A 21,378-nucleotide genomic window follows, 5' to 3' on the forward strand; every position below is an offset into this window, starting at 1 on the left:
ACCCGAGCGACTCCGACTTCGCGAAGTGGAAGATGCACCCCACGCTCGTGATCAGCCAGAAGGAGGATCTCGACGTCGGCGCGGACCGCAAGGTCCGCTTCGGGGACTTCCGCGACCCGTTCGTCTGGAAGCAGGACGGCACCTGGTTCCAGCTGGTGGGATCGGGCGTCCAGACCTCCTCAGGCACCGACCTGGGCGGCACGGCATTCCTCTACACCTCCACGAACCTCACCGACTGGACCTACGCGGGCCGTTGATGGTCGGGGACGTGGCAGCCCACCCGAAGACGGGGCAGGTGTGGGAGCTGCCGACCTTCCTGCCGATCGGCAAGGACGCACAGGGCCGCGAGCGCCGCGCGCTGCTCGTCAATCCCGCCTTCCCCGCCGGTCCCGGCGAGTACAGCAGCAAGTACACCTTCTACTGGGTCGGCGTCTGGGATGGCAGCTCCCGCAAATGGACACCCGACGACACAGAACCGCGCCTGCTCGACTACGGCGAACGCTTCACCGGCCCCAGCGGCATGGTCGACGACAAGGGACGCTCTCTGGCTTTCACCATCGCCCAAGACCGCCGCTCCGAACAGGGTCACTACGACTCCGGATGGGCGCACAACGCCGGACTTCCCATCGTGCTGTCCCAGCGGGAGGACGGCGACCTCGCCTTCACGCCCGTGGCCGAGGTGGCCAACCTCCACGATGGCGCGGCACTCGTGAACATCAGCAGCCCCACCTCCGTATCCGACGCGACGCTAAGCTCGCCTCGGTCAAGGGAGACCTGCTCCACATCAAGCTGACGATGGAGGCGGGCAGCGCTGCCGACTTCGGCCTCCATGTACTGCGCAGCCCGGGAGACGAGGAACGCACCCGCTTCTTCTACGACACTTCGGCCAAAGAACTGGGAGTGGACCGGACCCGGTCCGGAAACGTCTCCAGCGCCGTGCCAGACCTCGGCATCCAGAAGGGTCCCCTCGCCCTCATCGACGGCACGCTGACACTCGACGTGTTTGTCGACCGCTCGATCATCGAGGCATACGCGAACTCCCACCGCTCCGTCACCACTAGGGCCTACCCCTCCCGCAGGGACTCCCTCGGCATACAGCTCTTCGGAGAAGGCAGCACTGTCACGTCCTTGACGGTCTGGAAGATGGGAGGCATGGCCGTCTGAGAGCTTGACCGGACAATCCACCGTCCGCACGGGCCCCTGCCACGACTACGGCAGGGGCCCGTGCGGACCGCGTATCACGGTCGCGGCGTTGCCCGACGACGTCGCTGCCGCGGACCTCGCCGACGATGACGCGGTCCGGGGACATCCGCAGTGCCCAGCGCACCAACTCGGCCTGGGTCACGGCGCCTTGGCCTTCGAGCTTGGCGGCCTCACGTGCTTGCAGGGCGACGGTGTCCGGGTGCGTCTGGGTATAGGCGTCCAGGCCGAGTTCGAGGGGTGTCCTCGATGGTGATCAACCGCTCCTGCGCCGAGATCCGCTGCCACAGCCCGTCATCATCGCAAGGCAGATCGCTTCACCTTGAACAAGATGGGCGCCCGCGTGCACGCTCCCTACTGCCCTGCCTGCTCAAGCTGCGATGTCGGCCTCGTGCTGGGGTGCAGGGCCGAGCAGCAGGGCCCGTCCAGGACGAATTCCGAGCCCGTAGCGAAAGATGCGTCCTGGGAGGTGATGAAGAACAACAGGCGGGTGATCTCAGAGGGTTCAGCGAGGCGGGGGATGGCGAAGGGATCGGGCGAGTAGAAGTCGGCGACGGCCGGCTGGCCCGCGACGGTGGGTTCGTTGATCAGCGGTGTGGAGACGACGCCGGGGTGGAGGGAATCTGCCCGGATGTTGTCCCGCCCCAGCTCCAGCGCGGCCGTCTTGGTCAGCCCGCGCACGGCCCACTTGCTGGCGGTGTAGGGGCGTAGAAGGCCTTGCCGACGTGGGCCATGGTCGAGGCGATGTTGACGATGGTTCCGCCACCGCCCCTGCGCATCGACAGAGCCACGGCCCTGATGCCGAGGAACTGGCCGGTGACGCTGACGCTGAAGGTGGGCTCCTAGGTGCGGAGTTCGGTGTGCTCGATAGGGGCCGCCGGGTTCCCCGCACCGGCCTTGGCCGACCACGCTGCCGCCCTCACCACGTGATCGCGGACATGGCCTGCAGCTCCCGCGGATTCCGCGCATACTTCCGCTGGCGCGGGATCGCGCACACCATCAGGGAGAAGACCGACCAGCAGCGCAACCGCCACAACCGCGGCCGCCGCGGCGGCAGACCAGCCCAGTTCGACCGGGAAGCTTACCGCCAAGTGCAACAGCAACCAACGCTGCTTGAACCGGCTCGAGAACTTCCGCGGCATCGCGACCAGATCTGACTGGACGTCACCTCCTGCGAAGCGGCAGTCACATTCGCGTCGTTCCTGCTCAGAGCAAGATCCCTTTGAAGACGGACGCCAGGTCATGCCGCCACCGACTGCCGCGAGCCGGTACGGCAAGTCCTGCCTCGGCACCGTCGCCATGTCGCCGCGCTCGTTGTGGTACGGGTACTCGATGACCGGCGGGAGATCGGCGAGCGGTTGAACGTCGAAGATTTGCTGGAGGAGGGCGGAAAGGTCACGTCTCACATTGGAGTTCTTCCCTGGCGAGTCCATGCACGGCCGCGCCCGTGCAACGGTTCGTAGGGCGGGGGCGGCCGTTCTGCGGCTGCGGTGCGGTCAGTGGGCTCGATGCCGCGCGAGCGCAGGCCGTCGCAGACGGTGTCGCGGGTGACGTCGGCGGGCCGGGCTCATCCCATGATGTCGGGACTCGTTCATGGGATGAGCCCGCGCTCGCAGCCTGTGCGGTTCAGATTTCACCGCGATCGAGAATGACTGGCATGGTCGACCAGAACGAACATGCGTGCTCCGCCATGAATTCGCGTACCGGACTGACACGGCTGCCGCCCGGCTGGAGCGTCATCATGGTGTCCGTCAGCCGAGGCCAGGATGTCTGCCCCGGGCCAGAAGGGCGGTGGGTCTTGGTGAATTCACCCCAGTACCTGATCAGCTCGGCGGACAGTTGCCACTGTGCCCGTGTGAAGCGGGAAGAGACATCTTCGCGGCTGTCCGGGAACCAGTAGGCCACGTCGTATCCGTGCGATGCGAGGTACTCGTAGCCGGCAGGGGTGCTCGGTGCCGGCACGTTCGGATCATCGAACTGGTAGTAGTAGGTTCGTGTCTGCGACGCGAAGCTCTTCGCCAGAGCAACGTTCGTGCAGCCGCCCAGGCCTCGCATTCCGCTGTCGGTGATGAGGTCGCCGATCACGTAGGGGATCGCATACTCTCCGCTGTACTTGTCGGCCGGGTAGGCCTTCAACACGGCGTCGGTGTTGTCGGGGCCAACGAGTCGTGTGACCCAGGCCCTGTAGTCGGCAGCGGTGAATTTGGTGAATTCCGTCCCCGCCGACCGGCCCTCGTTCCGGGTGCTGCCGTTCATGATCGGGACACGGTTCCAGTCACCCGCTGCGATCTTCTCGTTGGCCGGCCGTGTGGCGACAGGGTTCCAGTTGCCTCCCGCCGCGGTGAGTTCGGCCGGCGTCTTCGACCGCAGGCACTCCCCCACCTTCGCCGACTCGGTGCACCCCACCTTCTTGGCCAAATCCTCCGCACGGGCAACGGCCTGACTCGGGGTGTCGACGTCGTGGAGGCAATCATCGCTGCTCAAGATGGCGGCACTGTACAGCCCTTTGGTCGTGGGGTCGGTGATCAGCTGGCAGGTGTTCGTCGCCCCGGCCGACTGGGAGGCCAACGTCACCCTGGTCGGGTCGCCCCCGAACGCGGTGATGTTGCGCTGCACCCACTCAAGCGCCGCCTTGGAGTCCATGAGGCCGTAGTTGCCCGCCTGCCCCGTGGGGGATTCCTTGGCAATGGCCGGATGATCCAAGAAGCCCAGGGCGCCGAGCCGATAGTTGAAGGTGACGACGATGACGCCGTTGACGGCGGCGATCCGCCCGCCATCAAAGCCGTTGGCACTCCCGCCCGTGTTGCCGCCCCCATGGGCGTACACCATGACCGGCAGCGATGCGTTGCGTGCGGTGTGGGCGGGCCGATGCAGATTCAGGTACAGGCAGTCCTCGGTGCCAGTGGTGCCCTGAGGGCAGATGGGAGGCGCGACGGTGCCATCGCGCACTCCCCGCCAAGAGGCCGCCCGCGTCGGAGGCTTCCACCGCAAGGCGCCCCGCGGAGGCGCCGCATAGGGGATGCCCAGGAAGGCATCGGCGTTGAGTGACGTTGCAGGGATCTGTTTGGACGCCCCCCGGATGGCACCGGTCTCCGTCTTCACGACGGGTGAAGGGCGTGATGCAGCCGAGGTCGGCGTGGCCATCAGTCCGAGGGCCACGCCAACGGCAGTCGCAAGGGCAGAGATGCGCAAACGAAGAGAGACAGGCATGCGGCTCCTTGGAGGTACGCGTCGGCCGGTTCACCGGAGGGTGTCCTTCGTGCGGCCTCAGCGCAGAGGGGAGCTTGGCGGAGCCTGTGACCGGTGTCACTGTTTTGGTCATTGTGTGCACGGCAGATTGGGGTCCCAGATTGGTAGGCCCTGGTGATCGGACAATCGGTGTTCCCTCGGGCTGATGGTCTGATGAGGCACCAGTTGTCAGCGGCTGTGATCTGGGGCGTATCGGCTCCAGGATGATCCGGCTGCCGTGGACAGCCGGTCGTCGCCGACCGAGTAGCAGCCGTGGAAGTAGGTGACGCCGTGGGTGCGACGGTAGGTCGCCGGAAGCCGGTCGGGCTTGCCCTGCTTCGCCCAGCAAGAGCCCGCGGTGGGCCGGATCCCCAGCGGCCCGAACTCGTCGAAGGCGCACACCCGGTCAGGGAAGCGCCCCAGCACCTGCTCGATCCGGTCGAGCTTCGTGTCGCGATCAGGGTCGGGCGATTCCTTCCAGGTCTTGGTGCGCTGGAAGGTGATGTCGCGGCGCAGGAGCAGGCACCGTAAGGCTTCCCGGCCGATCCGGATGACGCGCCCGTGCACGCGGCGCAGGTAGGCGGCGAGTTTGTGGATCGACCAGCGGGTGAAGGGCTGACCGAGCCTGGTCGGGCGGGTGGTGGCCGTCGCCACGACGAAGTCCTCGTCGTCAGGCTTGAGCAGGCGGGGACGGCCTCCCGCCCACCGAGGGTCCGGACAGGCCAGGCCGATCTCGTTGAACCAGTGGATCACCTTTCGCACCGTGTCCTCGTCGGCCTGCACCAGCTGTGGCGATCACCGGCACCCGGTTCCCGCCGGCCGAGGTCAGCAGCACCATCGCCCGCCGGTAGCGCACCGAGTTGGTGCTGCCGCGGCGCACGATCCGCTGCAGCTTCTGCCCCTCCTGGTCGGTCAGTCTGCGCACACGGACAGGCTCAGCCACCGCGCCTCCACCGGTCGAACGGACGTCACCGCACATCCAACCGCCACGACCACGAACCCGGCGAACCTACGCGGTCACAGCACTAGCGGCAAATGCCGGCGGGCGATGCTTTCGGACCAGCATTGCCGCTCCAGGTGTTAGCCGTGCCGGCGGTACCGGTGCCCGTGGTGTCGTCTCGGCAGTCCAGCATGCGGTTGTTGCGGGCGGCGTTGGTGGTGATGGTGTTGCCTCCGTTGCCGCCGGCGTCGATGCGGATGCCGTCGCCGGCGTTGTCGCTGGTGATGTTCCCGTGGATGGCGGAGTTCGTGAGGGAGTTCGGTGCCACGCTGATTCCGTGGCCGACAGCGCTTGATTCGGAATTGGTGATCGAATTGCTGGCGATGGTGACGTTGGTGCTGGGCGTAAGACCGAAGGCGTTACCGCGTACACCTAGGAAACCCCTGTTGATGGTGTTCGAGGTGATCCTCAAGTTCGTGTTGTTGTCGCCGAAGAAGATCCCTGGGGCGTCCGTGTTGTTCTGGATGTTGTTAGCGCCTACGTCGACGTTTTGGGACCTGAAGATGAACGCGAAGGCTCTGTCTTCCAGAGAGGTGTTCGTTTTCACTCTGACGTTCTCGACTCCTCCGGGTGTCACCGGGTCCAGAAGGAGACCAGAGTTTTCATTGCGGGAAAAGGTGTTGGTTTCGATGCCTGCGTTCTTCAGGGTTGTATCCGTGTAGATTCCGTTGCCGCTCGCCGAACCGGGTTTATTATTTCGGCGGATACAGTTCTGTTCAGCCTCTGATTGATTCGTTCCGTTGGAACCGAAGTAGACCCCGAAGACGTTGTCCTGAATCAGATTCTGCTGGACTCGGTGACCTGAGTGTGCCGCACTCGTGGAAATGCCATAGCTGGACGTGTTGTTCTGGACGGTGAAGCGGGAGAATCCAATGCCGTTCTCCAGCAGGCGGACGGTGCCTGAACCGCCCGTCGACTGAATGATCGCCTGCTTGGATGGATCCGGGGCTCCGGCTTGACGGCACGCCGTGCTTCTGGGGGCGACGGCCGGTCCGACCAATTGCAAATTCGCCTTGTTGATGCTGACAGTCTCGTTGTAAGTTCCGGCGCAAACCCTGATCGTACTTCCAGACGAGGCCGCATTGATCGCCGCCTGGATCGTGGTGAATTGCGCACCGGGACATTGCGCTCCATTGTCATCAACAACGAGAGTGGTCTGAGCCGCCTGACTGGGCACCGTCGGGAACGCCGTAGCCGCTGCCACGCATGCTGCGACAAGAATTGACTTCTTCATGGCCTTCTCCTTGGCTCCTCGGTGTGGACCGTAACCTGCCGCGCGTCAATACAGTCGGCACCGGGGATCGCACATAAGCCGGTAGCCGCACCCGTGGAATTACCTTGCGTCTGCCGGAATTCACCGGTTACGCAAGCCGAAAGACGAGTAAGCGCTCGCCGATGACGAACCTAAATAAGTCACACTGAGTGTGCAAGTGGTAGCACTCCGTACGTGTGGTACGGGTATGTGACGCCATCCAGCCGCCGGGCGGCGGGGCGCAAAGACGGGCTGGACGAGCTCGCCAGCATGCGAACAGGGGATGGCGGTCGATGAGAGGAAGCACTATGCGCCAGCGCGGACGGCACGGCGCTGACCTTCCGCATGACCGCCGCAAAGCCCCCCGAAGCTGCCCAAGTAGCCGGATCTTGATCGGGGGCCGAGGGCGCCGGGGAGGGGCCGCCGTGGCCTAATCGAGCAGTAGCGATGTCAACTGTCGATGGGATTGGAAGGCACCCCGATTCAAGGTCGGGTGACGTTGATGGAAGGCGCCGGACTTCTTGCCAGGGCGGCATCGGGATGCTCCGGGGGGAAAGGTGCGGGTCGGCGCGCGCTCGTCAGTAGTGGCTGTGCATAGCGTTTTGCACCTCGGTGAGGGTGGCGTCAGCCACGGCTCTGGCTCGTTCGTTGCCCTCGTGAAGGATTTGGCGGAGGTGGGTGCGATCGTGCGTGTACTCAGTTCGGCGGGCGCGGATCGGCGCCAGGTATTCGTTGACGGCCTCGGTCACGGTCTTCTTCAGTGCGGCGGCGCCCGCGGAGCCGATGTCGGCGGCCACTTGTTGGGGAGTCCGGTTCTGGCACAGGGCCGCCAGCAACAGCAGCGAGGACACCTCCGGGCGAGTGGTCGGTTCGTAGGTGATGTGACGCTCGGCGTCGGTCTTGGCTCCCTTGATCAGGCGGGCGGTCTCATCGGCGCCGGCGGCCAGGGTGATGGAATTGCCACGGCTCTTGCTCATCTTGGTACCGTCCGTGCCCAGCAGCAGCGGTGCGTTCGAGAGCAGGGCGTCGGGCTGAGGGAACACAGCGGCGCCCGCTCCGTAGCGGTCGTTGAAGCGGCGGGCGATGGTGCGCGTGATTTCCAGGTGCGGGAGCTGGTCCTGACCGACTGGGACCAGGTCGGCTTTGCAGAAGAGGATGTCGGCGGCCTGGTGGGCGGGGTAGGTGAACATCAGTGCGTTTACGGAGGACTGTCGCGAGTGGGCGATCTCGTCTTTGACCGTGGGGTTGCGGCTCAGCTCGGCGGTCGAAACGAGGCTGAGGAAGGGCAGCAGGAGCTGGTTGAGAGCGGGAACCGAGCTGTGCGTGAAGATCGTGCTGCGTGCCGGGTCCAGGCCGATGGCGAGGTAGTCCAGCAAGAGCTCCTCGGCGTACTCGGTAAGGTTGTCCGCCACATCGCGGTCGGTCAGGACCTGGTAATCCGCGATGAGCACGAACATCTCCACGCCGAGATTCTGGAGACGGACCCGGTTGTGGAGCGTGCCGAAGTAGTGGCCCAGATGCAGCCGACCAGTGGGGCGGTCTCCGGTCAGCACCCTGAACTGCCCCGGGTCTTTATGGATTAGCTCGTCCAAGGCCGTGCTGCGAGCCTGCGCGGCACGCTTCCCAGGCGCGTCGGTGGGGGCGTCGGCGAGAGCCTGGGGGTCCGCGGCGGGGACGGTGGTGTTCATGAGTGTCTCCTGGTGGGTCGGGTATCGCCGTCAGGACGACACGACCCAAGGCCAGGAGCACATGAGGGCCGTTCATCCGAACGGCCCGGTCATGCACGAGAGTTGGCCGCTCCTACAAGGAGCGCCACCAGCTCAGACACGACGAAAGATGCACAGATCCAGCATAGCGTCAGCTGGCATGCGCGTGCAGAATCGGAGTGCTCATCGCCTGACCCAGGCGCGCCGCAGGGCAACTTCGTTGCCACCAACATCAAGAACGACACCGACGCGGAGATCGGCACAGACGCCAAGGTCTTCCCCTTCCCGGCGGTCGGCGGCGGCTGGGCTGTGGGCTATTTGTGGGCCAGAGTGGCTGACACCCCTTCACCTAACACTCTGATTTGCGGAAACTCCTGGGACTCGAACGTCCACCGAAGCCGTGTGCCCATGACCGCGCGCTCCCCCTGCGAGGAGACCAACTCCTTGCAGATCCCACATACGTCCCACAGCCCTAGACGGGAAGAGCACAGGAGACGCATCGCTGCAGGTCAAGGGATGGGCGTCAAGCAACGAGGCAGGCGCCTTCCAAGCGCTTGGCCGCAGGTTCGAGTCCTGCCGGGGGCGCAGACGAACGCCTTGCTCTACGCCCGTAGAGCAAGGCGTTTTCGCTGGTCACGCGCAGCAGCAGCGCCGGCCTGCCACAGCCGCTGCGCCCCGGCGGGGTCAAACCACGGGCGAGGCGCCGCCGTCCATGTTGATCGCCGTGCCGGCGGTGAAGCCTGCGTGATCCGAGCACAGGAAGCAGGCCATGGCGGCGAACTCCTCGGCCTTGCCCATGCGGCCGACCGGGATACCGGCGCCGGCCTCGGCGACATAGTCCTCGAATGAGACGTTCGTGCCCTCGGCCCTGTGACGGCGCGCGATCTGGTCCGACACGATCTGGCCGACGAGCATGGCGTTGACCAGGATTCCGTGCGGGGCGCCCTCACCGGCGAGGACCTTCATCAGCGCCATGCCGGCCGCACGCGACACCACCGTGGGGGCGCCATTGGCCTGCGGTGTCTTGGCCCCCGTGTTGAGCACGTTGATGATCCGGCCCCATTTGCGTCGCTTCATGCCCGGCCAGACAAGCCGGGTAAGGCGGATCGCCGCGAAAAGCTTCAGATCCAGGTCTTCCTGCCAGATGTCATCGGTGATCTGGTCCGACGGCATGGACCGGGTCTGGCCGGCATTGTTGATCAGGATGTCGACCTGCCCGAACGTGCCGACGACCGCGTCATGGGCTTCCTGGATGTCGGCGGCCCTGGAAACGTCGCAGCGGAAGGTCTCGACCCGTCCACGGGCACCGGCCGACGCGACGGCCTTGGCTTCTGCCAGCGAATCGGGATTGCGGGCCAGGATCGCCACATCGGCGCCGGAGGCGGCGAATTCCTTGGCCATCGCGAGCCCAAGACCCTTGCTGCCACCTGTGATGACGGCTCTGCGGCCGTCCAGGCGGACATCCATCGGTTTTCCTCCCCTGCCGTGGTGACGACGGCGTCGTCAACCGTTCTGGGCCGTACCAACGGCGGCGGTGTGCCGCGACGCGTCGCAGTGGGCGGCAAGAAGGTCGTCGCCGAAGTCACCCGAAGGACGACGCCAGACGCTGTGGATGTGGTTGGCCTCGTTGAATGTGTTGTCGTACTCGATGAGCAGTTCGGGGCCCTGGACGCGGTAGTAGTGGCCTTCGCCGCGACGCTGCGAGCCCTCCCACGAGAAGTGCAGACGTTCCTGGTCGATCCGCGCGAACTCCTTGTCGGCGAGTTCGTGCCTGATCCGGTCGAGGTAGAGGCGGACGACGTCGAGCAGTAGCTCGCGGGCGGGCCTGCCGAGTTGGGCCGGCGTCACGCCGACCGGTTCTGACGGGGCGATGCGCGGGGAGTCGCTGCTGCGGATGTCGTGTGGCGTGAGGTCCGACACGACGGCCAGGCGTCGGGCGGCCGGGTCCATGCGGTCGAGGAGTTCGCGTGGGAGTTCTTCTTCGAGCAGCATCGGCTGGCCGACGACGCGGCCGCGGTAGGTGACACGGGCCGGGTTCACGCCGAGGAAGAACGGTGTGGCCGAGACGCGGCCGTCGGCGACGACGACGTTCACCGACAAGTGGTGGCCTTCGATTCGCCATCCCCACGGTTCGTCGCCGTCCGGGCTGCCGAAGAGGATCGTCCAGTAGTCGCCGCTGTGACGGTCGCGGTGCCCGCCCTCCCGGTGGTCGAGGACGTCTTCCAGCGCCATGACCGCCGCGGCCTGCGCGTAGGCGTGAGGGCTGAGCACCGTTGTGAGCATGCCGTGCACGGCCTTGCGCTGGTCTCGCCGGAGATCGCCGAGCTCCAGGCCGGGTCGTGTGCCGGGTTCATACGCCCAGCGGTGCCTGAGATCGTCGTCGTCGACCGCGCGAATCGCGTGTTCGCGTTGGCCGGCGTCCAGCGAACCGATCAACCGGCGCGTGGCGTCGGCGACATCGGTGACGACGTGGGTGGCCGCGGTGTGGTGGGTTGTCTGTGACATGCGTTGTGGCCTGCCCCTCTGTCGTCTGCGGGAGTGCTGAACACAGCGAGCCGTCCTCGAAGGTGAGGGCGGGACGCTTCACTTCGAACTCCGGGCATCGCCCGGACCAGTGGAGGAGAGGGACGACGGCGCGCCAGGAGCCCCGTCGAGGTGCACCGGGGTCAGCCATTCGTCGTGCTCGCCGGTCACGGCTCGCACGGTGTCGTGGTAGCAGGCCTCGACCGCCTGCGTGATCTCACCCGCGGTCTTGCCGTCGCCGATCGGGAAGCCGTCCACCTCGACGGCGGGCAGCACCTCGGCCGAGGTGCCCATGAGGAAGATCTCGTCGGCGAGGTACAGCTCGGTGCGTTCCACCGGCCTGGTCTCCACCACGAGGCCCAGCTCCTCTTGCGCCAGCTGGATGAGCGTGCGCCGGGTGATGCTGTCCAGTACACCGTCGGACAGGCTCGGGGTGACCAGCCGGCCGCGTCTGACCAGGGCGATGCACGACCCCGACGACTCGGTGACGTGGCCGTTGGTGTTGAGGAAGACCGGCCAGTCGGCCCCGCGTGCTCTGGCGTCGATGTTGCCCAGCCGGCCGTTGTGGTAGTTGGAGAACACCTTCATCGACGCCGGTGAGGCGCCGTGGTTGAACCGCGGCCATGAGCTGACTGCGAGCGTGCAGGTGTGGCCCTGGCCCAGCTTGCTCTCGAACTCCCAGGTCTCGATGGCGATTTCGGCCGGGGTGCCGCGCGGCACCATCTGCTGGCGATGCGTCCCGGCGGCGAAGCCCCACGGGCGGACGTGCAGGTCCTTGCCCGTGGTCTGCCAGGACGCGAGGAGTTCGACCGTCGCGGCGACGAGCGCGTCCGCGTCGAACTCGGGCTCCATCCAGCTCATGCGCAGCGAATCGAGCAGGCGTTGCATGTGGTCGCGCAGCCGGAAGCCGTGCAGCGCCTCCCGGGTGCTGCTCCAGTACGAGTGCACCCCTTCGAACGCGGCCGAGACCGAGGCGTGGCCCACTGAGCTGACGTGGACGGTGGCCTCCTCCCACGGCATGAGGACGCCGTTGCGCCAGATCAGCCGCCCGTAGCCAGCAGACATGAGTGTTCCTTTCCGGAAAGGACGGGACAGGGAACGGGGGATGTCTATGCGCGCAAAGCCGCGTCCGCCGGGTCGCCGTCCGGGACGGGAAGGCCCGTACGGGCGTGCTCGTAGAGCCGGTTCAGCAGCCGCAGCGTTCCCAGTCCCTCCTGGGCGCCGGCGCTCATCCGGACGCCGCCGCATGCCGCTTCGCGGAACTCGGCGATCTGGCGGCGGTGCGAGATGCCGTAGTAGCCCTTGCCGGGCGGGGCCGGTGGCTCGCCGCGCTCCCGTAGGGCGTCCGCCGCGCGCCTCAACTCCGCGCCGCCCTCGGCGAGATGGAGCGTGCCGGGGTGGTCGAGGTCGAAGAGCACTGACCCTTCGGTGCCCACGACGCCGATGCGGGTGCGCCAGGTGACCACCCCGGCGACGGTGACGTTGTACGTGACCAGCGCGCCGTCGGGGCTGCGCAGCACGGCGGCCAGGGTGTCCTCGGTCTCCATCACCTCGCGCATGGCGGCGGTGCGCGCGGCGGCGGCGACCACGTCCAGGTCCCGGTGGAGCCAGCGGGTGACGTCGAGCGCGTGGTAGCCCTGGTTGATCACGGCGGAGCCGCCCTCGCCCGCCCAGCTTCCGCGCCAGTAGCTGTCGCCGTAGTAGTCGTGCGTACGGGCGCACTGGAGGTCGACGGTCGAGGAGACGAGCCGCCCGAGCAGCCCGTCGTCGATCCACCGCCGTACGGCGCGGACCACCGGGTCGTAGCGGTGCTGGGAGACGACGGAGAGCAACTTCCCGGTCTGCTGGGCGAGTTCGACAAGTGCCGTGCCGTCGGCGACGTCCAGCGCCAGCGGCTTCTCCAGCAGTACGTGCTTGCCGGACTTCAGGGCGGTGGAGGCGAGTCGGGCGTGCTGGGCGTGGTCGACGGCGATGGAGACGGCGTCCACGTCCGCGTCGTGCAGTACGTCGCGCGGGTCGTCGGTGACGTGGGGGATGCCGCACTGCTGGGCGAGGGCGCGGGCCCGTTCGATGTCGCGGTCGCAGGCCCAGGCGACGGTGGTGTCGGGTAGCACGGAGAAACCGTCGACGTGGTTGGGGGCCACTCGGCCGCAGCCTATGACGGCGTGCGTGAAGGCTGGCATCGGGACTCTCCCAGGTGCGGCGGGGCAGCGGAAATTCCTCGGTCCGTAGACGAGTGAAGCCGAGCGTTCCGAGGGGTGTCAATACACACCGGAATGCACCGGAGAAACATGCGGAATTTCGGTCGCTTCGGTCGCTGAGCAGCGCCGCGCACACGGTCTGAGCTGGGCCTTCTTGTGTTGCATTGTCTCAGCTACCGAAATTCTCTCGGTCGCTGATAAACGCTTGTGCGGAGTCGGTATTGCACTTCTTCGACTTCTCGGACAATCATTGATCGAGTGATCCGGCACGCCTCGGCATGCCTCCTTTCCCGAATCCGTCAGCAGGCCGGTGGCCGCCCTGGTGCCGTCGTCCGTGCCGCCTCCTCGTCCTGGCCGTCCATGCCGATCCCGGGGTAGTACTTGCGCTGGTTGGAGAGCACCATCTGCTTCGGCGTGGAGATGCCCACGGCCTTGCGTACCTTCGCCGCGAACGCCCGTGACGACTCCGGGCCCAGACCCTGCTCCTCGCACCACCGCCGGTAGCGGCTGTAGAGGCGGGTCTGTTCGGAGCGCCTGCCGGGGCCGAGCGTGCAGCACTCGGCCAGGAAGCGCGTGGTGGGGTCCAGCCACGCGGCACCGCTGCCCGCCGCCTGCACCGGCGGCGGGGAGAGCCCGGGCGGGCCGGGGAGGTTCGTCGGTCCCGAGAGGTAGCGGCGGGCGCCCGCGATGAGCCAGTTCAGGATGCCCGGGCCCTCTTCGCCGACGAGGACGTCGGAGAGCCGGGCGGCCTCGCGGGCGCCGCGGGGGAAGTCCGCCGACGGTACGTGCTTGGTGCGGCGGGCGAGCAGCCGTCCGCTGGGGACCGCGTCCGGACGGGCTGCGCCCAGCAGCCACAGCTTGTGCGTCGGCCGGAAGCTGAAGAAGTCCTGGCGCAGCCGCCGGGCCTTGATGCGGTCCGTGCCCGTCAGCAGCCGTACGCGTGCCTCGTCGAGCCCGGTGCCCGGTTCGGGCATCGAGCAGACCAGGACCCGGCGGCCGTGCAGTTCGGCGAGGTCGGCGGGGCGTGCGGCGGAGGAGCGGGAGGTGAGGAGCGCGGGCGGGACGGTGTCCGCGTATTCGCCGAGGAGCCTGGTCACGACGTCGAGCAGCACGCTCCGGTCGCCGTCGAGCGCCCCGTGCGGGAAGGGCAGGACGCGGGCACCGGCCTCCCCGGTGATGGAGTAGCCGAGTAACTCGTGGAGGTAGGCGATGATCCGGTGGCCCTGGTCGTCGTCGCCGAAGGCGTCGCTGAGGGTGCGCCGCCAGCGCGGTATCGGCGTGGGCTCCGGCGTCACGGCCGTCGCCCGGCAGTGCAGATGGTGCCGGGGGTCCGGCGGGGCGAGGTCCCCGCTGCGCAGGTCGACGACGCCGCCCGGGGTGCACAGGGCGTACGGATCGGCGTCCAGGCGGGCGGCGTTGAGCACCATGCCGGGGGCTGCCCTGGCCTGCATGAGCATGGACTTCATCCCGGCCGTCGACAGTGCCCGGCGGCGGTGGCGGCGCAGCGCGCCGTCGGAGAACCTGCCGGCGGGGTCGGTGTCGCCGAGGGCCTCCGCCATCTCGCCCGCCGCCCACAGGACGGCCTCGTCCTCGTCCAGCTCCCAGCGGTAGCCGGTCCAGCGGTGCCAGCCGAGCCCCGTCACATGCCGGAACTCCCGCCCGTAGAGGCTGACGAAGAGCTTGGCGTTGCCACGGTCGGTGAGGCTGTCGGGCACGAGGCCGCCGGGCGGCGGCGAAGGCCGTCGTACGGGCGCGGGGCCGGGCCGGCGCGGGCGGGACGTCGCCGGAGCGGGGAGCGGGTACGGCGGGCGCGGGGGCTCCTGGGCGGAGCCGCGGTCGGTGACGGTGCTCGGCACGGGTGCGGAGTGTGTCACCGGCGGTCGCCACCCGCGGGCTGCGGACCGGCCTCCTGCCCGGGTCTCGTCGGCAGCTGCCGCACCGCGTGCTTCCAGGACGCGTACGCCGCAGGGGAGTTCGAGGGAATACCGCGGTGAGACGGCTGGTGCACACGCATTCTCGAAAGTTCCCTTTCGTCGGCACGAGATGCCCCCGAGAACCCCTGTGTAGCACGTTCGCACTCAGACCGGAGGCGGGTTTCTCCAGCTTTCACCGAGGGTTTGGGAACGCGGCGGTGAATTGCCCGCTGTCAATGTCTGAGTTCCGCCGGATCATGTCCGCATTGGGACCGGATTACCTTTCGGTAATGGGAAGTTGGGCGGTCCTGGCGCTGTCCGTACGGGCACGGTGGATGGACCGGCCCTCACAGGGGCGGGCCCGTCACGGTCAGCTCGCGTTCCTGTCCGTGCCACCCGTGGCTGCGCCCGCAGCATGCCCGTGTCCGCGAGCCGTCGAAGTGCCCGGTGCCACACGGCAGAGGAACATGGCGCCCCGGGCGGGGCGTTGACCGCGGGGACTTCCTCCGGCTCCGCCGGCTGAAGGCGGGACCGGACGGCTCCGCTGCCCGTACGCGTACCTCCCGCGAGTCTGAACTCAGCCTGTCGGCGGGCGACTTGGCGCGGTGCCGCCCCGGCGACGAGTCCCTGCTGCGGCTGCCGGCCCTGGGACGTGCCGACGAGGGAAAAACCGGCCGACCGGATATTCTCCACGCCGTGGCGCCCCTCGTACTTCCCGGCACCCCGCCGGATTCTGAACTCACAGGCGTGATGGCCCCTTTGGCGGGCGAATTGCTCGGGGCGACGGGAAAGCGCGGGAAGTTCGCGGAAGTTCGCCGATGCCGGTGCGGTTTCGAAGAGTTGGGGGATCGGCGTTGTGCGGGCTTTCCCAGGATACGTAGGAATTCGCATTAGTCTGTACCAGTTTTCCGTGTGGTGGCGGGCCGGGCGGCGTCACCTCCCGCCGTCCGGCACGGCGCCGACGAGCTGTTCCCCGTCCTCGCGCTCCTGCCGCAGATGCCGCGTGCGCCTGCCCAGGGGCAGCAGCGCCCCGGCCGCGACGGCGTAGCCGACGAGCTGGAGTATCAGGTAGCCCTGGATGCCGCCCGCGGTGAAGACGGGCAGGCACATCATGGGCGCGAGGAAGCCGCCGAGCCCGTGCACGAGCGAGGTCGCGGCGGCGTACGCCGGCATCCTGCCGGGTGGCGCGAGCGCCACGACGAGCGGCTGCACGCTCGGCGCGATCAGGCACTGGCCCGCCGAGAAGACCAGCCCGAACAGGGCCGCGAGCGTCAACTGGAGCCACTGGCCCGTGGCATGGACCGCTCCGTAGAGCGCGAGGAGGCTCACCGCCCACACCGCGACGGCGGCCCGCAGCGCGCCCACATACCCGATCCGGTGTACGAGGCGCAGCGCGAGCGGCTGGATCAGCAGCACCGAGAGAGAGTTCACCGCCAGGACGAGGCTGCCCGCCGAGACCGACAGCTTCGCGGCGTCCCGCAGCACCACCGGCAGGACGGTGTCCAGTTGCCCGAGGCCGAAGGTCACCAGTGTGCTCTGGAGCAACAGCAGCAGCAGGAACGTGGTGTTCGTGAACGGTGTACGGCGGGGGGACGCCCCGCGCTCCCGCCGGCCGCCGTCCTCCAGTCCGCCCGGGAACGCGCGCGGTCGCGCGCCCGCGCCGTGCCGCAGCCTCAGCACACGGGCGAGCGCTATCCCGTACAGCAGATAGCTGACGCCGTTGCCCGCGATGCCCAGTTGGAAGCCCGCGGTGCCCAGCCGGTCGGCGAGCTGGCCGCCCACCACGGCGCCAAGTGCCATGGTGGCGGCGGTGATCTGGTTCTGCGCCGACAGCACCCGGCTGAGCGCGGACTCGCCGAAGGCGCCGCTGAGCACGGGAGTCTGGACGGCGTAGTACGTGCCCGTGCCGGTGCCGGAGAGTAAGGCGGCGAGCATCACCGTGCTCATCGACTCCGCCTGGACGAGCAGCAGCGCCCCCGCCGTCTGCGGCACGGTCGCGAACACGGCGACGCGGCCCGGGTCCCAGCGGGCGCCGAAGGTTCCGATGAGCGGGTTGACGGCGAGACCGGCGACGGCGAAGAGACCGAAGTAGAAGGACACACCCGAGGCGGAGAGGCCGACCGTCTCTTTGAGATAGACCGCCAGCAGGGGCTGGGCCAGGCCGCAGCCGAACGTCGTCGTCCCCCATCCCACCAGGAAGCCGGGGAGCAGGGGAAGCGACCGGTTGTTGCGTGAACTCACGTGCTGTTTACCTTGTCGAGGATCGATGAGGGCGCGAGGCCCCGCCCGGGGACGGAACCGGCCCGGCACGCCCCCGTCGGGGCTGCCGGGCCGCGCGGTCGTGCGGTACGGCCGTCAAAGGTATCCGTAGCTCAGCCAGCCCCCGTCCACGACGACCGTCTGTCCGTAGATGTACTCGGCCGCCTCGGATGCCAGGAACTTCACGGGTCCCACGATGTCCTCGGGCCTGCCGCGGCGGCCCGCGGGGATGCGGGCGGTGATGGCGTCCTCGGCCAGGGCCGCCGGGTGCGGCGTCTCGATGCGGACCATGCCGGGGGCGACGGCGTTCACGTTCACGCCGCGCGCCGCCCACTCCACGCCGAGACTGCGCGTCAGTTGGAGGACGCCGCCCTTGCTGGCCGCGTACAGCGCCCGCTCCGGGAAGGCCGTGAAGGACAGCAGCGAGGCGAAGTTGACGATCTTCCCGCTGCCCTGGGCGAGCAGATGCGTGCCGAAGGCCCGGCAGCTGAGGAACGTGCCGATGACGTTGGTCTCCAGCAGCGCCCGCGCCCCGGCGAGGTCCTGTTCCGTGGTGGGGGCGAGCGCGAAGACACCGGCGGCGTTGACCACGACGTCCACGCCGCCGAAGGCGTCGAGCACGCTTTCGGCGGCCCGGTCCACCGCGTCCTCGTCGGAGACGTCACAGGGCAACGCGAGCCCCTCGCCGCCCAGTTCGGCCACCTCGGCGCTCACCGAGCGCACCTGCGCCTGCGTACGGGAGAGCAGCGCGACCCTGGCGCCGTCGCGGGCGAAGCCGAGGGCGACGGCCCGTCCGATGCCGCGTCCGCCGCCGGTGACGACGACGCGGAGCGGAGCGGGGGCGCCGCCGGCGGCGGGCTCCTCGGCGGCCGTCACGGGCGGGCCCTGAACTCGCCGATCCAGTGGATCTGGTCGGGCTTCTTCCGCGTCGGGATGTTGCGGTAGGTGCGCAGGCCGACGCACTCGAAGCGGTCCGCAGCGAAGGTCTCCAGGATCTCGGCACTGGTGATACGGCGCGGACCGGTGCCCTCCACCATGTGGTCGGAGAAGGAGTTCAGCAGGAACGTGCCGCCTGGTTTGAGCAGCCGGTGGACCTCCGCCGCGAACGGCTCGCGCGCCTCGTCCCGCATGTTGTGGAAGACGAAGGAGTCGTTGACGACGTCGGCCGAGGAGCCGGGGAGCGGTACGTCCAGCACGTCGCCCTCGACGAACTCGGCGGGCGCACCGGCCAGTTCGGCCCAGCTCCGGGCGCGGCGCACCGCGTCCGGCGAGATGTCGACGCCCGTCACGTCGAGCCCCTGGAGGGAGAGGAAGACGGCGTCCACGCCCGGACCGCTGCCCAGGTCGATCAGGCGCTGTCCGGCCCTCAGGCGGCCGTCGATGACACGCTCGATGAGCTGTATCCCGGGGGCGCCGGTGAACCAGGACAACTGGGCGAGTGGCTGGTCGGCGTAGACGTTGCCGAACGTCTCGTTCCAGCTGACGGTGAACGCTGTGGTCATGGGTGCTCTCCTGAGAGGTCCGAGAGATCTGAGAGGTGTGACGGGTCTGAGAGGTGTGACGGCTCTGAGAGGCGGAGGGCGGGCTTCCGCGGCTCCTCCGCGCGGGATCAGCCCTCCCGCGGCACGTCGACGGTCAGCTCCACATACGGCGGCGGAGCCGGGGCCGCCCCGTCCGGCAGGACGAGTTCGGTCAGGCCGCCGCTGTTCCGTTCGGTGCGGAAGCCCATGAACCGGTAGGTGACGAGCATCTGCCGGTTGCGGTCGGTGGCCCGGAAGTGCGCCGCCAGCACGGCGTTCTCCCGTTCGGCGAGCCCGGCGACCGCGGCGACGACGGCGGTGCCGATGTTGCGCCCCATCACGCGGCACGACATCAGCAGCAGCCGGATGGTCCAGCGTCCGGGATCGGTGCGTACGACGCCGAGGCCGATGGTGCCGTAGCCGCCGAAGGTGTCCTCCAGCTCGCACACCAGCACCAGGTGCCCGCTGCCGTGCAGCAGCGCGGACAGCTCCTCCTCGTCGAAGGTGACCCCGGTGGTGTTCAACTGGTGTGTGCGCCGGGTGAGTTCGGCCGCCCGTACCAGGTCGCCCGGTCCTGCCCGCCGTACGGTCAGCCGCATCCGCAGCGAGCGCAGGAACTCCTCGGCGGGGCCCGTGAAGGACTCCTCATGGGTGCGGCGCCGCTGCTCGGCGAGGTACATCGCGCGGCGTTCCCGGGCCTCCGGGGTGATCCGCGCGGGCAGTACCCCGCCCTCGGCGACGGCGCGGTGCAGCTCCTCCCGCGTCATGGCGCGCACCCTGGGGAGCCCGCTGGCGACCTCCGCGCGCTCGAAGGCGGAGTCGTCGACGAAGACCACGCTCTCGGGGCCGATGTTCAGCAGCTGCGTCAGCTCGCGCAGCGACGCCGACTTGGCGTCGAACCCGATGCGGGGATGCAGGAAGTACGCGTCCAGGCCGAGGGCGCGCAGCCGGGCCATGGCGTCGTCGTGGTCGTTGCGGCTCGCGACGGACTGGAGGACGCCGTGCTCGTCCAGGACCCGCACCAACGTGGCGTTCCGCTCCGGGACTTGGACCTCGTCGCCCTCCAGCAGGGTGCCGTCCCACAGGGTCTCGTCGAGGTCCCAGACGACGCACTTCACCGGCTCATGCGGCTGGTTCATCCCGCGCTCCTCTCCCGTGCGGCTCCTCGACGCCGGCCGCGTGCGTGCGCAACAGGGCGGCGGCGACGAGGTCCTGGAGCACCTCGGTGGGCCCCTCGATGACCTGGTAGACGCGGGCGGCCTGTTCGAGCCTGTTGACCGGATGCGTACGGTCCAGGCCCTCGGCGCCCAGCAGGCGCACCGCGTTCGCCGTGCACAGGCCCGCCGCCCTGGAGGCCAGCAGCTTGGCGCGGACCGCCGTCTGCGGTGCGTCGGGTGCGCCCTCCTCGACATGCGCCGCGGCGTGCTCGACGTAGCAGCGTGCGGAGTCGGCGGCGACGGCGGCGTCCGCGAGCAGCCCCCGTACGAGCTGCCGGTCGCCGAGCCGGGCGCCGCCCCGGGAGCAGGCCGCCGCCCGCCGGGAGGCGAGGCGCAACGCCTCCTCCGCGACGCCGACCGCCCCCGCGGCGACCAGGACGCGGCCGAGCGTGAGGCAGTCCGTGGCCACGTGCGGCAGCCCGAACCCCGGCCGCGAGACCATCCGTTCGGCCGCGACGGGAGCCTCGTCGAGGGTGAGGGCGGCGAGACCGGCGGCGCCCAGCCCCGTCGTCGCGGGCTCGGGCGAGACCGTCACACCGGGGCCGCAGGAGACCAGGGCGCAGGCTCCGGCGCCGCCGGTGTGCCCGAAGACCAGGAAGACGTCGGCCGTCTGCCCGAACGACAGCCAGCGCTTGGCGCCCGTCACGCGCAGCGACCCGTCCGCCGCGCGCCGCAGTTCGGTCCGCAGCCCCGAGATGTCGCTGCCCGAGGCGCTCTCCGTGAGGGCGAAGGCCGCGACGCGGCCGCCCGCGGCCAGTCCGGGCAGGAACTCCTCCCGCAGCGGGCCCTTCGCCCACCGGCCCAGGGCCTGGCAGACCATGGAGTGGACCACGAGCAGGCTGTGCAGGCTGGGCGAGAGGCCGGCCACGGCGCGGTGCACCGCGGTCACCTCGGGCAGGGGTACGCCCGTGCCGCCGTGCTCCGGCGCGACCGTCAGGCCGAGCAGGCCCGCGGCGGCCAGCTCGCCGATGTCCGCGCGGGGCACGGTGCCCTGGCGTTCCCAGCCGTCCGACCGGGTACGGAGACCGGGGTCCCGTACCAGTGCGGCGAGCGGTTCCGGCACCGTGCCGGAGGTCTGCCATGCCGTCGTCACACGCGCTCCAGATTGCGGTGCACGAGGGCCACGAGCCCGTTCACCGTGTCGAAGTTGACCAGTTCCAGGTCCTCGTCGGCGATCTCGATGCCGAAGGTGCGCTCGACGTACACGACGATCTGCACGGCGGCGAGGGAGTCCAGCACCCGGCCCGAGATCAGCGGCATGTCGTCGGAGACCTCGGGCAGTCCCGAGAGCCTGGCGAGGTACTGCCGGATCTCCTCGGTGATCTCGTCGTGCGTCGCTGACTGCCATCCGGACATCGC

The 21,378-nt window shown here is 68.8% G+C and carries 21 protein-coding genes and 2 pseudogenes; 4 read left to right on the top strand and 19 right to left on the bottom strand.

The features are described 5' to 3' along the window. Positions 1 to 32: 32 nt before the first annotated feature. The 3 genes from QQM67_RS19560 to QQM67_RS19570 are packed head-to-tail and all read left to right on the top strand — an operon-like array spanning position 33 to position 1,164. The gene (locus QQM67_RS19560; RefSeq protein WP_314175250.1) at positions 33 to 257 is read left to right on the top strand and encodes a hypothetical protein; all 225 of its coding nucleotides are present in this window, start codon (positions 33 to 35) and stop codon (positions 255 to 257) included. Between the two features lie 11 nt (positions 258 to 268). Then, positions 269 to 793 carry a hypothetical protein gene (locus tag QQM67_RS19565; RefSeq protein ID WP_314175251.1) on the top strand — a complete coding sequence of 175 codons (525 nt, stop codon included), beginning with the start codon at positions 269 to 271 and terminating at the stop codon, positions 791 to 793. Beyond that, positions 775 to 1,164: a GH32 C-terminal domain-containing protein gene (locus QQM67_RS19570; protein ID WP_399067286.1), complete on the top strand. Its 390-nt coding sequence runs from the start codon at positions 775 to 777 to the stop codon at positions 1,162 to 1,164. The genes QQM67_RS19565 and QQM67_RS19570 overlap by 19 nt, the downstream gene beginning before the upstream one ends. Here the strand turns inward: QQM67_RS19570 and QQM67_RS30695 are convergent. The 3 genes and pseudogenes from QQM67_RS30695 to QQM67_RS19585 all read right to left on the bottom strand — a co-directional run. Next, the gene (locus tag QQM67_RS30695) at positions 1,121 to 1,345 is read right to left on the bottom strand and encodes an ATPase, T2SS/T4P/T4SS family (RefSeq protein WP_399067170.1); all 225 of its coding nucleotides are present in this window, start codon (positions 1,343 to 1,345) and stop codon (positions 1,121 to 1,123) included. The two genes, QQM67_RS19570 and QQM67_RS30695, sit on opposite strands and share 44 nt — an antisense overlap. 209 nt (positions 1,346 to 1,554) lie before the next feature. After that, entirely contained in the window at positions 1,555 to 1,872 is a 318-nt protein-coding gene (locus QQM67_RS19580; RefSeq protein WP_399067288.1) for an SDR family oxidoreductase, read from the bottom strand. Next, a pseudogene (locus QQM67_RS19585) lies at positions 1,846 to 1,979 on the bottom strand (SDR family NAD(P)-dependent oxidoreductase); the annotation flags it as partial. The gene QQM67_RS19580 and the pseudogene QQM67_RS19585, both read right to left, overlap by 27 nt. On the opposite strand from QQM67_RS19585, the gene QQM67_RS30700 reads away from it, so the two are divergent. Continuing rightward, on the top strand, positions 1,918 to 2,046 hold the full coding sequence (locus tag QQM67_RS30700) for a hypothetical protein (RefSeq protein ID WP_399067310.1): 129 nt from the start codon (positions 1,918 to 1,920) through the stop codon (positions 2,044 to 2,046). The pseudogene QQM67_RS19585 and the gene QQM67_RS30700 sit on opposite strands and share 62 nt — an antisense overlap. Here QQM67_RS30700 and QQM67_RS19590 read toward each other — a convergent pair. The 16 genes and pseudogenes from QQM67_RS19590 to QQM67_RS19665 form a co-directional block, all read right to left on the bottom strand. Then, on the bottom strand, positions 2,043 to 2,606 hold the full coding sequence (locus QQM67_RS19590; protein WP_314175254.1) for a hypothetical protein: 564 nt from the start codon (positions 2,604 to 2,606) through the stop codon (positions 2,043 to 2,045). The genes QQM67_RS30700 and QQM67_RS19590 overlap by 4 nt on opposite strands. Before the next feature lie 220 nt (positions 2,607 to 2,826). Next, entirely contained in the window at positions 2,827 to 4,410 is a 1,584-nt protein-coding gene (locus QQM67_RS19595; protein ID WP_314175256.1) for a carboxylesterase/lipase family protein, read from the bottom strand. A gap of 261 nt (positions 4,411 to 4,671) precedes the next feature. Then, positions 4,672 to 5,371 (bottom strand): annotated as a pseudogene (locus tag QQM67_RS19600) (helix-turn-helix domain-containing protein); the annotation flags it as partial. A gap of 82 nt (positions 5,372 to 5,453) precedes the next feature. Further along, positions 5,454 to 6,662: a right-handed parallel beta-helix repeat-containing protein gene (locus QQM67_RS19605; protein WP_314175257.1), complete on the bottom strand. Its 1,209-nt coding sequence runs from the start codon at positions 6,660 to 6,662 to the stop codon at positions 5,454 to 5,456. A gap of 596 nt (positions 6,663 to 7,258) precedes the next feature. After that, positions 7,259 to 8,368: a tryptophan--tRNA ligase gene (trpS, locus tag QQM67_RS19610; RefSeq protein ID WP_314175258.1), complete on the bottom strand. Its 1,110-nt coding sequence runs from the start codon at positions 8,366 to 8,368 to the stop codon at positions 7,259 to 7,261. A 702-nt stretch (positions 8,369 to 9,070) separates the two neighbouring features. Further along, the gene (locus QQM67_RS19615; protein WP_314175259.1) at positions 9,071 to 9,853 is read right to left on the bottom strand and encodes an SDR family oxidoreductase; all 783 of its coding nucleotides are present in this window, start codon (positions 9,851 to 9,853) and stop codon (positions 9,071 to 9,073) included. A gap of 36 nt (positions 9,854 to 9,889) precedes the next feature. Next, a complete protein-coding gene (locus tag QQM67_RS19620) occupies positions 9,890 to 10,891 on the bottom strand; it encodes a DUF3500 domain-containing protein (protein WP_314175260.1) in 1,002 nt (333 codons plus the stop codon). A gap of 78 nt (positions 10,892 to 10,969) precedes the next feature. Further along, complete coding sequence (locus tag QQM67_RS19625; RefSeq protein ID WP_314175261.1) at positions 10,970 to 11,974, bottom strand: aminotransferase class IV; 1,005 nt, start codon at positions 11,972 to 11,974, stop codon at positions 10,970 to 10,972. 44 nt (positions 11,975 to 12,018) lie between these two features. Further along, positions 12,019 to 13,092: a Gfo/Idh/MocA family protein gene (locus tag QQM67_RS19630; protein WP_314175262.1), complete on the bottom strand. Its 1,074-nt coding sequence runs from the start codon at positions 13,090 to 13,092 to the stop codon at positions 12,019 to 12,021. 317 nt (positions 13,093 to 13,409) lie between these two features. Then, positions 13,410 to 14,966 carry a DNA primase family protein gene (locus QQM67_RS19635; RefSeq protein WP_314175264.1) on the bottom strand — a complete coding sequence of 519 codons (1,557 nt, stop codon included), beginning with the start codon at positions 14,964 to 14,966 and terminating at the stop codon, positions 13,410 to 13,412. 990 nt (positions 14,967 to 15,956) lie between these two features. Continuing rightward, complete coding sequence (locus QQM67_RS19640; protein ID WP_314175265.1) at positions 15,957 to 17,264, bottom strand: MFS transporter; 1,308 nt, start codon at positions 17,262 to 17,264, stop codon at positions 15,957 to 15,959. 114 nt (positions 17,265 to 17,378) lie between these two features. Beyond that, positions 17,379 to 18,158, bottom strand: a complete 780-nt coding sequence (locus QQM67_RS19645; RefSeq protein WP_314175266.1) for an SDR family NAD(P)-dependent oxidoreductase — start codon at positions 18,156 to 18,158, stop codon at positions 17,379 to 17,381. Then, complete coding sequence (locus tag QQM67_RS19650; protein ID WP_314175267.1) at positions 18,155 to 18,784, bottom strand: class I SAM-dependent methyltransferase; 630 nt, start codon at positions 18,782 to 18,784, stop codon at positions 18,155 to 18,157. The genes QQM67_RS19645 and QQM67_RS19650 overlap by 4 nt, the downstream gene beginning before the upstream one ends. A 107-nt stretch (positions 18,785 to 18,891) precedes the next feature. After that, complete coding sequence (locus QQM67_RS19655; RefSeq protein ID WP_314175268.1) at positions 18,892 to 19,941, bottom strand: HAD-IIIC family phosphatase; 1,050 nt, start codon at positions 19,939 to 19,941, stop codon at positions 18,892 to 18,894. Then, on the bottom strand, positions 19,925 to 21,112 hold the full coding sequence (locus QQM67_RS19660; RefSeq protein ID WP_314175269.1) for an acyl-CoA dehydrogenase family protein: 1,188 nt from the start codon (positions 21,110 to 21,112) through the stop codon (positions 19,925 to 19,927). Before QQM67_RS19660 ends, QQM67_RS19655 begins: the two co-directional genes overlap by 17 nt. Continuing rightward, positions 21,109 to 21,375: an acyl carrier protein gene (locus QQM67_RS19665; RefSeq protein ID WP_314175270.1), complete on the bottom strand. Its 267-nt coding sequence runs from the start codon at positions 21,373 to 21,375 to the stop codon at positions 21,109 to 21,111. The genes QQM67_RS19660 and QQM67_RS19665 overlap by 4 nt, the downstream gene beginning before the upstream one ends. Positions 21,376 to 21,378 lie beyond the last annotated feature (3 nt).

The sequence above is a fragment of the Streptomyces winkii genome, from assembly GCF_032248595.1.
Lineage (GTDB): Bacteria > Actinomycetota > Actinomycetes > Streptomycetales > Streptomycetaceae > Streptomyces > Streptomyces winkii.